Annotated in this window: 13 protein-coding genes; 3 read left to right on the forward strand and 10 right to left on the reverse strand. The window is 69.3% G+C overall.

Features of this window, described 5'->3' with window-relative positions; all coding sequences use genetic code 11:
• Positions 1–315 (reverse strand): LysE family transporter (locus tag VM889_13685; GenBank protein HVL49601.1); only part of this gene is annotated, 315 nt, incomplete at its 3' end.
• Positions 316–702: 387 nt separating this feature from the next.
• On the reverse strand, positions 703–1815 hold the full coding sequence (locus tag VM889_13690) for a CorA family divalent cation transporter (GenBank protein HVL49602.1): 1113 nt from the start codon (positions 1813–1815) through the stop codon (positions 703–705).
• A 78-nt stretch (positions 1816–1893) separates the two neighbouring features.
• Between VM889_13690 and VM889_13695 the strand changes: the two genes are divergently transcribed.
• On the forward strand, positions 1894–2187 hold the full coding sequence (locus VM889_13695) for a hypothetical protein (protein HVL49603.1): 294 nt from the start codon (positions 1894–1896) through the stop codon (positions 2185–2187).
• Here the strand turns inward: VM889_13695 and VM889_13700 are convergent.
• Genes VM889_13700 through VM889_13710 form a run of 3 tightly spaced genes read right to left on the reverse strand, consistent with a single transcriptional unit; the run spans position 2184 to position 5039 of the window.
• Positions 2184–3407, reverse strand: a complete 1224-nt coding sequence (locus tag VM889_13700) for a S8 family serine peptidase (protein ID HVL49604.1) — start codon at positions 3405–3407, stop codon at positions 2184–2186. The two genes, VM889_13695 and VM889_13700, sit on opposite strands and share 4 nt — an antisense overlap.
• A gap of 43 nt (positions 3408–3450) precedes the next feature.
• Complete coding sequence (locus VM889_13705; GenBank protein HVL49605.1) at positions 3451–4002, reverse strand: DUF367 family protein; 552 nt, start codon at positions 4000–4002, stop codon at positions 3451–3453.
• The gene (locus VM889_13710; GenBank protein ID HVL49606.1) at positions 3999–5039 is read right to left on the reverse strand and encodes a class I SAM-dependent methyltransferase family protein; all 1041 of its coding nucleotides are present in this window, start codon (positions 5037–5039) and stop codon (positions 3999–4001) included. The genes VM889_13705 and VM889_13710 overlap by 4 nt, the downstream gene beginning before the upstream one ends.
• A gap of 57 nt (positions 5040–5096) precedes the next feature.
• Between VM889_13710 and VM889_13715 the strand changes: the two genes are divergently transcribed.
• Together VM889_13715 and VM889_13720 are read left to right on the forward strand one after the other, a co-directional pair.
• Positions 5097–7253 carry a hypothetical protein gene (locus VM889_13715; protein HVL49607.1) on the forward strand — a complete coding sequence of 719 codons (2157 nt, stop codon included), beginning with the start codon at positions 5097–5099 and terminating at the stop codon, positions 7251–7253.
• Positions 7254–7289: 36 nt separating this feature from the next.
• A complete protein-coding gene (locus tag VM889_13720) occupies positions 7290–8312 on the forward strand; it encodes an NAD-dependent epimerase/dehydratase family protein (GenBank protein HVL49608.1) in 1023 nt (340 codons plus the stop codon).
• Here VM889_13720 and VM889_13725 read toward each other — a convergent pair whose 3' ends face one another.
• The 5 genes from VM889_13725 to VM889_13745 all read right to left on the reverse strand — a co-directional run bounded on the left by VM889_13725 (position 8313) and on the right by VM889_13745 (position 14186).
• The gene (locus tag VM889_13725; GenBank protein ID HVL49609.1) at positions 8313–9290 is read right to left on the reverse strand and encodes an AsnC family transcriptional regulator; all 978 of its coding nucleotides are present in this window, start codon (positions 9288–9290) and stop codon (positions 8313–8315) included.
• A 107-nt stretch (positions 9291–9397) separates the two neighbouring features.
• On the reverse strand, positions 9398–9868 hold the full coding sequence (locus VM889_13730; protein ID HVL49610.1) for an FxsA family protein: 471 nt from the start codon (positions 9866–9868) through the stop codon (positions 9398–9400).
• 40 nt (positions 9869–9908) lie between these two features.
• Positions 9909–11264 carry a hypothetical protein gene (locus tag VM889_13735; protein HVL49611.1) on the reverse strand — a complete coding sequence of 452 codons (1356 nt, stop codon included), beginning with the start codon at positions 11262–11264 and terminating at the stop codon, positions 9909–9911.
• Between the two features lie 305 nt (positions 11265–11569).
• Entirely contained in the window at positions 11570–11983 is a 414-nt protein-coding gene (locus VM889_13740; protein HVL49612.1) for a hypothetical protein, read from the reverse strand.
• A gap of 49 nt (positions 11984–12032) precedes the next feature.
• Positions 12033–14186 carry a DNA topoisomerase I gene (locus VM889_13745; protein HVL49613.1) on the reverse strand — a complete coding sequence of 718 codons (2154 nt, stop codon included), beginning with the start codon at positions 14184–14186 and terminating at the stop codon, positions 12033–12035.
• Positions 14187–14207: the final 21 nt, after the last annotated feature.

Raw genomic sequence — 14207 nt, forward strand, 5'->3', positions numbered from 1 at the left:
CGCCTCCATGGGCGGCGTGCCGGTCGTCCGCGCCGCGCGCCAGGCCCCCCAGGCGAGGCGGAACATGAGACCGGCCCCGACGAGGGAGACGACCGCGAGCGCGTCGGGGAAGCGCGCGAGGATCGCGATGGCGCCGAACCACGCGAGGAGCAGGAAGAGCGTGTCCGCGGTCGCGGCGCCGAAGCCGACGCGCGCGCCCGACCACCAGCCGTCGCGCGCGGCGCGCGCCGCCATGAGGACGTTGATCGGCCCCGGGGGCGCGGCGAGGGAGAGACCAAGAAGGATGCCGGCCGCGAACGGCTCGACGAGGCTCACGCTCGGATGAGAAGAAGATGAGGAGAAAAGAGTTCCTCAAGAGAGGAAAAAGATGAAGGGGCCAGAAGCCCCCAAGCGCGAGACCGTCACTTCTTGCGCTTGGCGGTCTTCTTCGCGGACTTCTTGGCGCCCTTCTTGGCGGTCTTCTTGGCCTTGGTCTTGCGAGTCTTCTTGGCGGGCATAATGCTCCCAATGCTCCGTGCTCTATGGAACGAGACCGTAGCATAAAAACGTTGTCACTTGTCCCCGCGGCACGCGGGAACGCGCGCGATCGCGTCGTCGCGTCGCGCGAGACGCGCTTCCGCATCGCTTCGTCGTGTCGCGCGCGCGCTTCGCGGATGATCGCAACCTCGCGTTTTTCCTCGCGAAATCGCCGTTTTTCGCGTCTCACTCGTTCGGGCGCGGAAGCATGCCGCTGCGCTTGACGTACCAGTACGAAGCGCTCGTCGCGACGATGGTGGAGCCCGCGATGAGACCGATGTACCATCCGCGGTCGGCCGGCGTCAGCTCGAACGCGCCCGCCGCGAGGACCGTCGCGATGGTGTTCGGGACGAGCACCGCGGTGCCGAGGATGGTCAGGAATGCCGTCACGTACGCCATCCGGTTGTTCAGGGACTGCAGCTGGTTGTTGTAGATGGACTGCAGGACCTCGAGGCCGCTCGCGAGAACGTCGCTCATGTGCTCCGTGAGCTGGATGTGGCGTTGCACGTTGTCGGCGAGCAGGGCTACGCGGGCGAGCAGCGTCTCGTCGTCGGACACCATCTCCGCGTCGCCATGGCGGAGGTTCTGGATGACGTCGAGCGAGGCCCAGAGCGTGTCGAGGTAGGCGATGAGGGCGTGCTTCATCTCGTAGATCTGTCGCCCGACCTCCTCGCGGTTCGGTCCCTTCTTCTCCAGAAGCGCGCCGCTGATCCGCACGCCGTGCTCCTCGATGCTCCTCAGGCCGTCGAAGTTGCGGTCGTTGTTCTCGTTGAGGATTCGCGTGAGGACGATCGTGACCGTGTCCTGGGGATTGAGATTCGCGGGAATCTTCCGCAAAAAGGTGTCCGCGTAGCGCGCCATGCGGGCCATGCGGTTCACCTTCTTCTCTTCATGGAGCGTGAGGACGAGCCCCTCGCGGACGAGCACGATGAGGGGGTGGACGGAGACTTCGAGCTCCGCGACGCGCGCGACCGGGAGGAGGAGGCCGAGCTCGGAGTCCCGGTCCTCGTACTCGGAGAGGTTGCCGGACGCGAGGAGCGTCTCCACGAGGCTTCCGCCGAAGCCGAGGAGCGTCGCGATGCGCTCGCCGTCCGTCCGGAGGTCCGAGACGGCGAAGTTCACCCAGGCGATGCTCGTTTTCGTGAGCGTCGGGATGAACTCGGCGGGAGAGGTGCCGTAGAGCCGCACCGGCTTCCCGCCCGTGAGGAGGCCCACGCAGACGCCGGGAGGGTCGCCCGCGGTCGAGATGGTGTCGCGCGAGGACCGGACCGGCCGCCGCTCCGATGGCGTATCCTTCACGATCCGCGAAGCGATGCGCGATTATTAAAGGAAGCGTGGCCCGCGAAGCCTTATGTGACGCACCCTCGATGGGCGGCCGTGGCTCGTCGTTCACGCGAACTGGCGCGCGAGGAGGTCCGGAGCCTCGCGGCTCGCCTCGTGGGGATCGCCATCCTCGTCATGGGGGCGGGCCTCCTCGTCGGCGGCGTCGTGGTCGCGCTGAACGTTTCCGTCTTGGGGGGCGTTCTCCTGGCCGTTTTCGGCCTCGCGCTCCTCGTCGGCGGTCTCCTCTTCTCGCTCGTCCCTTTCCGTCTCGAGGAGCTTCGCGAGCAGGGGCTCGCCTACCGGGCCCGCGTCCGCGAAGAGCGGCGCGGCGACGACCGCCGCAACTAGCAGGCGGCCGCGAGCGCGCGCCCGGCGTCGAGCGATCCGTGTCCGTAGATCCAATCGTGGCCTTTCGGACCGCGGTCCTTCGCGGTCGATACGAGCACGGCGCGGACGTCGGCCGCCGGAACGTGGGGACAGCGGGACATGATGAGGGCCGCGGCGCCGCTCACGTGGGGCGCGGCCATGCTCGTCCCGTCGAGCGCGCAGTAGTGGGGCGAGACGTATCCGTCGAGGAGGCACACGCCGCCGAGGACCGAGGCGGGCGCCATCGCGCTCACCACGGCTTCCCCCGGAGCGCTGATCTCGAGCTCGGGTCCGCGGCTCGAGAACCAGGCGAAGTCGCCATGAGGGCCGCGCGAGGCGGCGACCGCCATGTACTCGGGGAGCGCCGCGGGGTAGGCCACGCAGGGCGCGCAGCCGGCGTTTCCGGCCGCGGCGACCAGGAGGGCGTCGCGGGAGGCCGCGTAACGCCCCGCCTCCCGGAGCGCCTCGCACGTCCCGGCGTCGCATTGGCCGCCGAGGCTCATGCTGATGACGCGCGCGCCCGCATCGGCAGCCATGACGACCCCTTGAATGATGGTGAGCCACGGGCCGACGCCCGCGTCGGTGAGGACCTTGATGCTCATGATCGAGACCCCGGGCGCGACGCCCGCGATGCCCTCGCCGTTGTTCGCGGCGGCGGCGATGATGCCCGCGACGTGCGTGCCGTGCCCGTATCCGTCGACGTTGCCGAGCCCACAGTGTCGCGCGCAGGCTTCGACGAGATCAGGATGCTGCACGAAGACGCCGGAGTCGAGGACGGCCACGATCACGCCCTCCTGCCCCTGCTCCGAGCGCCACGCGCCCGTGAAGTTCGCGACCGCGGGCCCCCACTGTCGATGATAAAGCGGATCGGCGGGGGGATTCGGCGTCATCGCGTTCAGGTCGAGGGCGCGGGCCAGGCCGTCGCGGCCCACGTAGTCGGTCCACGGGGCCGCGTCGAGGCGCGCCGCGAGGTCCGTCGCCCGTCCCTCGTCGACCGCGATGAGCCCGATCTGGGGGATGCGCTCGACGACCGTTCCGCCCATGAGACGCACGCGCTTTTCGGCCTCGTCGAGCGCGAGGTCCCCCACGCCGACGAGAAGGAGCGGCGTTCGGACCTCGGCGCCCGCGCCGGCGACGGGCATCGATCCTGCGAGCATGAGAGCGACGAGGACGAGCGTCGCCGCGCGGGCCTGGACGGACATCGCGCCCGTCGTGGCGTCCGCCGTGGATGATGTTCGTGAAACTCTATTCTTCGACGGTTGTGCCGCCGGCGGACTCGGGCTCGTCCGGAACGAAATCGCGCTGGGCCGCCACGACCTCGCCGCTCGTGCGCGCCGCCGCATAGGCGTCGAGCGGTTCCTTGTTCAGGACGAGGAAGGTCGGTCCCCAGATGAACTTGGACATCATCGCCTCGGCCTGTTCGCGGGCGCCGAGGATGTAGGCGGAGGCGGCGAGGGCTTCGGCCGTCGAGAGCATGAAGGGCCGTCCGTAGTTCACGGGGTTCGCGGCGAGAAGGTAAGGCAGCGCGCGCGGCTCCGTCTTCGCGCGGGCCTCGGGAAACACCTCCTCGGCCTTCTTCCACGAGCAGTCGAGGGCGACGAGGCCGCGGCGCTCGGCGGCGGCGACGTCCTCGCGCGAGAGCGCCTTCTCCGAGAAGGGATCGAGGAGGATGGAGCCCCGGGGAATCTGGGCGACCTTGTGGAAGAGGGTCGCGAGCTCGAACCTGGCGAGCTTGCGCGCCGTATTTTTCTTCGGATCATCCTGCGAAACGTGGTAGACGAGGACCTTCACGGTCATGAGGCGACCTCCGGTCCGATGCGGACCTCCGCCACGGCATGGACGATGCCGGGCGCGTAGTTCTTCACGACGCGTTCGCGAAGCACCTCGGCGGAGCGACCCGCGGCCCGCGCGGCCTCGACGACGGCGCCCGACACCTCCTCGCGCCAGCGATCGGCGGGCGCGGTGTCGTGGAAGTGCAGCACGCCCCCTTCGCGCTTGAGCGCGTCGAGGCTCACGGGAAGGAAGGCGCGCGTTCCGCCGACGTATCCCATGAGAACGCGGTCGGCGAGTCCGCGCGGCGCCACGTCGCGATTGTCGCCGAGCCGCGCTTCGACGACGTCCTCGACGTCGTTCAGGCGCACGTTCTCGACGAGGTATCGGAACGCGGCCGGGTTCTTCTCGCAGGCCACGAGCTTCGCGGGCTTCGCGTACACGGCGATGGGCAGGGTAAAGTAGCCGATCCCGGCGAACAGGTCCACGACCGTTTCGCCCGCGGCGGGCGTTCGCGCCGCGAGCGTGCGCTCGTGCGTGTTGCCCGAGCTGAACATGATGCGCGCCGCGTCGAGCTTGTAGAGGATGCCATTCTCGACGGCCACGGTCTCCGTGACCGATCCGTGAAGGACGCGGGCGGCCATCTCGCGGAACTCGCCCGCGACGCCCGCGGCGTCCTCGAGCACGGTCTTCACGCGGAGGGCCTCCGCGAACGCCTCGGCGACGAGCGTCTCGGCGTCGCGGAGGGGCTCGGGAATCCTGAGCAGCACGACGTGGCCGAGTCGCTCCCATTTCCTCGGGACAAGCTCGAGCTTCTCGTCGGGGATCCTGCCCCGCAGCCGGTCGATGACGATGTCCCGCGGCTCGCGCGGAGGGCGCGCCCCGTCGGAGGCGCTCTCGACCACCTCGCCCCCGAAGTCCCGCGCGACGCGCTCGGCGCGGGACGGGTCGAGCACGGGGATGTCCACGCGGCCATCGTCGCGCCGATGGATCCGCCGCCGCGCGTCGAGATTGGCCTCGCGCGACAGCCGCGTGCGGGCGGCCTCGGCAAGCAGCGCAGACACCCTGACCGCATGCGTCTTATAGAGCATCCCATCATCATCGGAGCGGATTGGTCGCTTATGCGTGGTAGGCTATTTGCGGCTTTCGCGCTCGTTCTCACAATTGTCCTCACGGGCATCGGCCCCGCCTTCGCCGCGGTCGGGAGCGACCCGAATCCGGCGGCCGCGGAGTGGATGGTCTCCGATTACGCCGTCACCCTGACGGGGGCCGCCCAGCTTTCCCTCAGCGCGACCCTCGCGGTCCACAAGGCACGCGTGGAGGGCTCGACGTTCTCGGCCCGAGAGATGCGCGATACCCACAACAGCGGCTCCAATTTCGCCGCGAAGGTCGAGGCGGCGGTGCGCGAAAGCGCCCGCGAGACGCTCGAGGCGAGCTTCCCGGGGAGCGTCGTCGACGTGTCGCCGGTCAAGATGGACCTTCCGTCCCTTCAGGCGGCCGGTTCCGCGAGCGCCTACGAGCCGGCGCCGCGCCTGACGTTCACCGCGACCGTGGCCCTCGATCGCGGATCGCAGGGTCTCTCATCCTTCAAGGACGAGGCGCTCGACGCGGCGCTTGCGGCCGGCGCGGCGTACAAGATCGATCTCAACCTCAAGGCCGACCCCGGCCACAACGTGACGTATACGATCGGCGCCGCGAACGGTCGCGCCTTCAGCGAAGTCACGAGCGGAACGCTCGAGGGCGGGAAGGGACGTTTCGTGATTTCCAATTGGAAGGGCGCATCGGCCGCCACGACCGCGGCCTCGCTCAAGCTCGTGGATCCGGCGGCTCCCCGCTATACGGCGGAGGATGTGCGCAACATCGTCACCCTTGCCATTCCCACGTTCCAGCTCGACGAGAACGACCGGCTGGGGCTCTCCGTCTCCGTGGTCACCGAGATCCGCGTCCTCGCTCTCGCGGACGACTTCAAGGACGCGCTTCCCGCGCGGGTGACGCTCCCGTTCGCGAGCGCCGACGGCATCCGGGCGCTGCATGCCGCGGGCGCCATCTCGGACGTCATGCTCGCCGACGCGGAGGCCAAGCTCCGCACCGCGGTGGCGTCGAGCCTTGATGCCGTCCTCTCCGAGCGCACGGCCATCCTGGGCGGCTTCGACCGCGCGACGATCGAGCGCGCGGCGGCCTCGCCGCACAAGGCGGAACCCCCGCTCGTCTTCAAGGCCACTGTGAACGGCTCCCGCGCGGTCCCGGGCGCGACCTCGGACGACATCCGGTCGGCGCTCGACATCGGCGCCACCTTGACCTTCGAGCTCGACCTCGCGGCCGCGGCGCGTCGCAACATGAGCTACGTCGTGCAGGTTCCGACCATCCGCGCGGTCTCGTCCCCGGACGGCGTTCCGGGCGCGACCGCGAACGAGGTCCGCTTCACCCTGGCGAACGCCGCGGGCGCTTCGCCCCTCTCGCGCACCGTGAAGCTGAACGTGCGCGACGCGACGGCCCAGCCCGCGGACCACGCGGAAGCCGCGCTCGACGTCGTCGTGGACCTGAAGGACCTCGACGTCACCCTCGCGGGCGCCGCGGCGAACGATTTCGGAAACCTCCACATCGACGTGAAGGTGCGCGGCGACCTTGCCTCCATCGAGGTCCCCGCGAGCCTCCGCTCCGCCCTGCCCTCCGGCGTCCGCATCGACTACCTGTCGGCCGACAGCATCCGCCGGCTCCTCGAGCGCGGCGCGATCGCGCAGTCTGACATCGACGCCGTGGAGAAGGCCCTTCTCGACAACATGACGAAGAAGCTCGGCGCGGCGCTCGGCGGCAATGTCGCGGTCGCGGGCGGGTTCGACCGTTCGACGCTCGCCGCGGGCTCGAAGGATCCGATCTCGTTCAAGGCCCAGGCCAGCCTCGTCAAGCCCCTCTCGGGCGCGGGCGCCGCGAGCGGCCAGGCGATCGCGCTGTACACGACGAAGCAGTCGTTCGACCTCCCGAAGATCGAGGGCCTCGACACGACCTACACGGTCATCCTCCCTCCGGGCCTCGCCGTCGCGGGCGGGGACGCCCAGGGCGGCTCGTTCGAGGCGACGAAGGTCGACGGCCGCGACGCGTTCCGCGTGAAACCCTCGGGCGATTCCGCGAAGACGACGGTGAGCATGGCAGTCACGCCCTCCTTCGTGGTCGTCAAGTTCTGGTACGTCGTCCTCGCCATCGTCCTGCTCCTCGCGCTCGTGTTCGGGACGCCGCTCGCGCTCGCGATCCGCAACAGCCGCCGCAAGAAGGCCCAATAGTCAACTTGACGTGCCGACCCGGCGTTCCCGGCCACCATGGCGAAGACGCTCGTCCTCGGCGGGACGGGGTTCATCGGCGGCGCGGTCGTGGCGGCCGCGGCCGCGCGCGGCCCCGTCCGGGGCCTCACGCGCGGTCGACGCGCCGTGCCTCCCGTGGACGGCGTGGAATGGCTTCCGGGCGACCTCGGCGACCCGGCGTCGCTCGAGGCCGCCTTCGCGGGCGTCGACACGGTGCTCCACGCGGCCGGGCACTATCCGCGCCTCGGCATCCACAAATCGGAGGCGCTCGCGCGGGGCATCGCGGAGACGCGCAACGTCATCGCCGCCGCGCGGGCCGCGCGCGTGAAGAAGCTCGTCTACGTATCCTCGCTTTCCACGCTGGGCCCTCCGCGCGCGGGCCGGGACGAGGCCGACGAGGGGGACCGGTACGTTCCCGGGGCCGTCGACAACGCCTACTTCGCGGTGAAGTACGCAATGGAGACGGAGCTTCTCGCCGCGCGGGACGTCCCCGTCGTGGCGGTCGTGCCCACGTTCGTCTTCGGTCCCGGGGACGTGAAGCCGACGAGCGGGCGCCTCGTCCTCGCGGTCGCGCGCCACCATCTGCCCGCCTACGTCGAAGGGCACGTCAACGTGGTCGACGTGCGCGACGTCGCGGAGGGCGTGCTCGCGGCCGCCGCGAAGGGCAGGGCGGGCGAGCGCTACATCCTCGGGAACGAGAACGTCGTCCTCTCCGAATGGCTTGCGCTCGTCGCGGAGCGCGCAGGGGCGCCCGAGCCGAGCATCGCGCTTCCGTACGAAGTCGCCCGCGCGATGGCGGTCGCGTCGGAATCCGCGACGGACGCGACGCGGAAGCTCTCGAAGACGCTCCCCCCGGGACCGTGGCAGGCTTTCATCCGCAACCCGGTGCAGGTCAGCCTCGAAGCGGTGGATCTCTTCCATCACGCGACGTGGGTTTCGACGGAAAAGGCCGCGAAGGAGCTCGGCTGGGCCCCGAAGATCGGGAAGGCGAGGTCGATCGACGACACGCTTGCGGACTTCAAGGCGCGCGGCCTGTGGTGATCAGCTGCCCCGCGCGCGACCCGCGGCGGGCGCCGCGGGCTGCGTGAGGACGGGTACGGACACGATCGGCTGTCTCTCGCGCTCGAGCGAGGCGATGCGGCGCGCGATCTCCTCGTCGACCCATTGGTCGTAGCGGTAACGCGTGCTGATCTTGAAGTACGTCCGCGTGACGCCGGGCAGGTTCTTCACGAGGTGGCGCGCCTCCTGCGCGGCCCGGAGGTTCGGACGGAACATCGTGATGCTCACGCCGGGCGGGTCGTCCATCGGCCACGCCGCGTACGGTTTCGGGAGGGCCGAGAGGGCCGCGTGGCGGTATCGGTTGGATTCCAGGAAGACCATGAGGTTGAAGAGGACGAGACCCGAGGCTTCGCTCGTCGACACGAAGGGCGCGATGTGGAGCGCGTCCTTCTCGAGCATCGCGGCAAGCCGCTTCTTGACGGTCTTGAAGCTCGCCCCCGTCTCCTGCACGATGTCCTTGAGCGCCTTGCGCCCGTCCTTCCGCAGCGCCTTGACGATGCGCCAATCCACGAGACCGAGCTTGACGTCGCGCGCGGATTCGCTCGCGCACGACGGGCAGCCGATCGTGTGACCCGGCGCCTTGCCGACGAGCTCCGACGCTCGCTTGACGATCGCGTCCAGGTCCTCCTCGTCGCGGTGGAGGACGGAGACGATGACGGAGTTGTCGAAGGTGATGTCGAGGGTGCGGACGGGCCCGATCGACCCCACGTTCTTCAGGATGTCCTTCTCGCGCTCCTCGAGCTTCTCGACGTTCTGGAAGACGAGGATGCACATGCGCATGCCGAGGAGGCTCGGGGCCGGGCTGCCGAAGAATCCCTTGAGGACGCCCTCCTCCTCCATCTTGGCGACGCGCGCCTTGACGGCGTTCCCCGAAAGCGAGACGGATCGGCCGATCGCGTCGTAGGGTTTCCGCGCGTCCTCGTAGAGGTGCGTCAGGATCTGGAAGTCCAGCTCGTCCATGGATTCACTCGGCGATCACGGGATGGCGCGCGGGGGCGCTTAAATTTATTGGACACACCCTCCCATGATCCGAAGTCGGCCGTCCAACCGTTCGAGATGGCGGAGGGCTACTCGACCTTGTAGTCGTCCACCTCGATGGACCCGGGACGGCCCGGGGGCGGGGGAGGCGGAGCGCCTCCGACGGGGCCCGTCACGAAGGCGCCGCGCTTGCGGGCGTAGCGGCGCGCGGCCCACCGCACGGGCGGAAGGACCAGGAGCACCGCGAGCCCGTCCGAGAGGATGCCCGGCCAGATGAGGAGGAGCCCCGCGGCCAGGTTGAGGAGGCCGTTCACGAGCGAATCCTCGACCCCTTCGCCCTTCGCGAAGGCGCGGCCCGCCTGCACCATGCCCGCCACGCCTCCGAGCCGCACGACCCAGGCCCCCAGGAATACGTCGAGGAGGAACCACGCGACGGCGACGACGAGCACCTCGCCGAACGTTCCTCCGACGAGGCGCTCCGTGATGAACCAGCTCGCGACGGGGTCCGCGACGAGCGTCACCGTGGCGGCGCCGACGAGGAAGCGGCGGGCGAGGCCCATGCTTCTGGGGAGCCGCGCCGCCCGATTAAGGCTTGCGGGGTCAGCCGGCGAGGGTGGCGTGCGTCGACTCGAGCACGTAGAAGCCGTTCACGTAGTCGGCCGCGAAGAGCCACTGGCCCTTGCCGGCGACGTCGAACATGACGGGGCCCCCTCCGAGGTTGAACCCGATGCAGCACTTCTTCGGCGCGACGGGACGCCAGCCGTTGTCCATGACGGGGGTCGCGTAGCCCGTCACGACCGGGTTCGCGGGGTCCGCGAGGTCGAGCGTCCAGATGCCCGCGTGGTAGTGGCTGAGGTAGAGCGTGCTGTTAACGAGGCGGAAGTCGTGCGCGCTGAAGAGCAGGTTGTCGGACCCGTGGTTGCCGGGATTCGTCCACGTGTTCAGGAGCTTCGGCTTCGCGAGGTCCGTCGCGTCGAGGATCCACACCGGCGAGGCCATCTCGACGTGGCGGTTCTCGAACACCTCGCTTCCGACGACGATGATGCGCTTGTCGCCGCGGATCTCGCCATGGACGGTATGCACGTACCACGGAGCGCCCGCGCCGCCGGGGATCCAGGTCGCGATCTCCCTCGGCAGCGCCGGGTTCGAGATGTCCACGATCTTGAGCCCCTCGTACGCGTAGGCCACGTACATGACGGGCTTCTTGAGGATCGGGTCGTCCATCACGAAGAGGTCGTGGCCGTAGATGTCGCGGATCGCGTACGTCGCGGCGTCGCCCGGGTTGCCGATCGGGAGCTTCAGGAGCCCGTCGGGCGTCGCCGTCGCGTACCGGCCGACGAGCTCGAGCTTGCCGCCCTTCCATTCGAGGATGTGGACGCCGAAGTTGAGCGCGAAGACGTACTGCTTGCCTCCGAGAACCGCGGCGTAGACCGTGTGGCTGCCGTAATCGCCCGCGGGCGTGTAGAGCGCGACCTCCTTCGGGGCCGCGGGGTCGCTCACGTCCACCGCGAGGATGCCCTTCTTCGAGCCTTCCGAGGCGAGGAAGACCGTCTTGCCGTCGCCCGAGAACATGATCTGCCGGTCGCCGCCCGCGACGCCCGGGTCGTGGAAGCGCCCTGCGATGGTCGGGACCCGGGGATCGCTGACGTTCACGAGGTAGAAGCCGCGCGTCTCGTCGCCCGCGACGGCGACGGCGACGAGGTCGCCGTGCATGTCCACCGCGTGCGCCGCGGGGAGCTTCGTGCGCTCGGCGAGCGGGAGCCACGCGGCGATGGACATGTTGAGCGTCTTGTTGTGCTCGGAGGCGTCCCAGTGGTCGTGCTTGCGCACGAGCGGATCCAGGTTGATGGGTACGGGCAGATCGACGTCCGCGCCTTTCCCGCGGTTGTCGAGCGCGCTCACGCAACCGGCGAGCGCAAGGGCGAGCACGAGGGGGACGACGAGGACGCGGCGCAAGGAATCAGCCCCGGGAAGCGGCCCAGGCCGCCCGCGCTCCATAAGCATTGTGGGGGCGGCGTCGCCCGATCGCCGGGACGCGGGCGGGTCGGGGTGGCGCTTGATTCTACAAACCATCCAAGGTCCTTATGTCCGCCATCCTGCCATGATCGGGTGTCGACGGCCGCCACCCGGTCGTCGTCCCACGACGACGACCTCGTCGTGCGTCAGACCATGCATGCCGCGCCGGCGAAACTGCGACGTCCGTCGGCGCGGCGTGCCTCCCACGCCTTCTTTCGAGGACGTTCGATCCCGCCCGGACGGATTCACGAGACGTTGACCACGAGCTTCCCGCGATGCTCCCACGCCGAGACCGGCTCGGGCCCGGACCCGAGCCAGGGTCCGCGCGCATACGTGGCCCGCATCACGATCTGGCCCTCGTGGCGTCCCGCGCGGTCGAAGACGACGCGCTCGACGAGCTCCCCGTGCTCGTTCTGGGACGCGAGCGGCAGGTCGCGCGTCTCGCGCGTCGCGACGACGCTCGGGCCGCCCGCGAAGGTCGCCTCGAGGCGGAAGCCCCAGGCCTCGTTCTGCCGGCTGCGCTCCGCGATGCCGCACACGAGCACGAGGTCGACGGGCTGGCCTCGCGAGGCGGACACGTCGAGGCGCGCGGGGGCGCGGCCGGTGGCCTTGTCGCCGACGACCTCGCAGCTCCCGAGCACGACGCGGACGGGGTCCATGGGGGTCGGGAGCCGCTCCGGGCGCTTGAAGCCACCGCGCGACGGTCGCTCAGGACCCCTCTTCGATCTCCTCTTCCTCGGGGGTCTCCTCGGACTCGGCCGCGGCGGCCGCCTTCGAGGCCTCCTCGGCCTCGCGCTCGGCGCGGCGCGCCTCGCGGGCCTGCTGCTCGGCGTTCTCCATGCCCTTGCAGCCGAGCGTGAGGCACGTCGTCCAGGGACGCTTGCCCTTGTTGATGACGCGGATCGACGGCGCGCTGCAGACGGGGCACGTGCCTTCGCCCTGCACGATCTTGCCGTACTGCGGAAGCGGGTACGTCTGGTCGCATTCGGGCCAGGTCGAGCAGCCGACGAAGCGCTTGCCGGACTTCGAGCGGCGCATGATGAGCTTGCCCTTGCCGCACTTGCCGCAGGGGCCGATCGTGTTCTTGTCCTGCATCGCCTGGCGGATCTCCTGGGCCACCTCGGGGCGGTGCTTGTCGAGCGTCTCGAGGACCTGCGCGAGGATCGTGCGGCTGTCCTTCACGACCTCTTCGAAGGTGATCTTGCCCTCGGCGATGTCGTCCATCTCGAGCTCGAGCTTCGCGGTCATGTCGGGCTTCGCGATCATCTCGGCGTGCTTCCCGAGCGCGCTCGTGACCGCGAATCCGATCTCCGTCGGCTCGGGCGGGTTGTTGCGGACGTAATCGCGCTTGTAGAGCTTGTCGATGATGTCCGCGCGCGTGGCCTTCGTCCCGAGGTTGAGGTTTTCCATCTCCTGGATGAGGCGGCCCTGGCTCAGGCGCTTCGGCGGCTGCGTCGTCTTCGCGAGGACCTCGGTCCGGACGAGGGGAACGCGCTCGCCCTCGGAAAGCGGCGGAAGCTCCACGTCCTTGCCCTGGCTGTAGCGGTAGAACGCGCGGAAGCCGGGCTTCACGAGGAGCCGGCCGGAGGACTTGAACGGCTCGCCCTGGACGTCGAAGCCGACGTTGAGGTTCTCGTACACGGCCGAATCGGAGAGCGTCGCGAAGAAGCGGCGCACGACGAGCTCGTACACCTTCCAGTGGTCGCCCGTGACCTCGGCGCGCATCGCGACCTCGACGGGGTGGATCGGCGGGTGGTCGGTCGAGGTCTTCTTGCCGGCGGTGGGCTTGAGATCGGGCTTCTCGAGCAGGATGCGCGCGTCGTCCTTGAACGCGCTCTTCTCCTGCGCGAGCTTCTCGAGGATCTCGCGGAGGTTCTCCGTCGGCGGGTAGACCGTGTTGTCGGTTCTCGGATACGAGATGAATCCGTTCGTGTAGAGGTCCTCGGCGACGCTCATCGCGCGCGCGGCGCTCATGCCGAGCCCCGTCGCGGCGCGGAGGAACGACGTCGTGTTGAAGGGATCGGGGGCCTTCTCCGTGCGCTGCGTGCGGTCGATGGACTTCACGAGGGCGTCGCGGGCGCCCGCGAGGCGGCCGTACGCCGCGTTCGCGGCGGCCTCGTCCCAGAAGCGGTCCTCCTGGTGCGAGGCCGCGAACTCGGCGCCGCCTTTCGTGAGCGTCGCGTGGATCTCCCAATAGGCCTTCGGGATGAAGGCGCGGATCTCCTTCTCCTTGTCCACGATGAGCGCGAGGGTCGGCGACTGCACGCGGCCGACCGAGAGGAAGTCCGCGCCGCGCTGGCCGGACGAGAGCGAGATGAAGCGCGTGAGCGCGGCGCCCCACGCGAGGTCGATGACCTGGCGGGCCTCGGCGCTCTTCGCGAGATTGTGGTCGAGCGGCGCGAGGTTCTCGAACGCCTTCTTCACGTCCTCCTTCGTGAGCGAGGAGAAGCGGGCGCGCTTGACCTCGACTTCGGGATTGACGTCGAGCACGATGGACAGGCCTTCGACGCCGATGAGCTCGCCTTCCCGGTCGAAGTCGGTCGCGATGATGACCTGGTCGGCCTTCTTCGCGAGCTTCTTGATGGCGTCGGCGATCTTCTTCGCGTCCTTGTCGACCGACTTCTTCGGCTCGGCCCAGACGAGCTCGTTGAGCTTGGCGAGGGACCACCGGGTATGCTCCTTCGGATAGTCGAGGGAGACGATGTGGCCGCGAAGACCGATGACGGAGTATTCGGTCTTCTTCTCCTTCCACTCGTACACGTTGACGCCGCTGACCTCGTGCTTGTCGGCGTCGCCGTCGCTCAGGTTCTTGGCGATGCGCGCGGCGGCGATGTCCTTCTCGCTGATGACGAGGATCTTCATGGCGGCAGCCTGCTCCGGACG

Source organism: Candidatus Thermoplasmatota archaeon, assembly GCA_035540375.1.
Lineage (GTDB): Archaea > Thermoplasmatota > SW-10-69-26 > JACQPN01 > JAJPHT01 > DATLGO01.

Coding starts and splice junctions, on each gene's coding strand:
- VM889_13720 (HVL49608.1), top strand. CDS start 7,290: ATGGCGAAGACGCTCGTCCTCGGCGGGACGGGGTTCATCGGCGGCGCG.
- VM889_13745 (HVL49613.1), bottom strand. CDS start 14,186: ATGAAGATCCTCGTCATCAGCGAGAAGGACATCGCCGCCGCGCGCATC.
- VM889_13705 (HVL49605.1), bottom strand. CDS start 4,002: ATGACCGTGAAGGTCCTCGTCTACCACGTTTCGCAGGATGATCCGAAG.
- VM889_13740 (HVL49612.1), bottom strand. CDS start 11,983: ATGGACCCCGTCCGCGTCGTGCTCGGGAGCTGCGAGGTCGTCGGCGAC.
- VM889_13725 (HVL49609.1), bottom strand. CDS start 9,290: ATGGACGAGCTGGACTTCCAGATCCTGACGCACCTCTACGAGGACGCG.
- VM889_13715 (HVL49607.1), top strand. CDS start 5,097: ATGCGTGGTAGGCTATTTGCGGCTTTCGCGCTCGTTCTCACAATTGTC.
- VM889_13730 (HVL49610.1), bottom strand. CDS start 9,868: ATGGGCCTCGCCCGCCGCTTCCTCGTCGGCGCCGCCACGGTGACGCTC.
- VM889_13700 (HVL49604.1), bottom strand. CDS start 3,407: ATGTCCGTCCAGGCCCGCGCGGCGACGCTCGTCCTCGTCGCTCTCATG.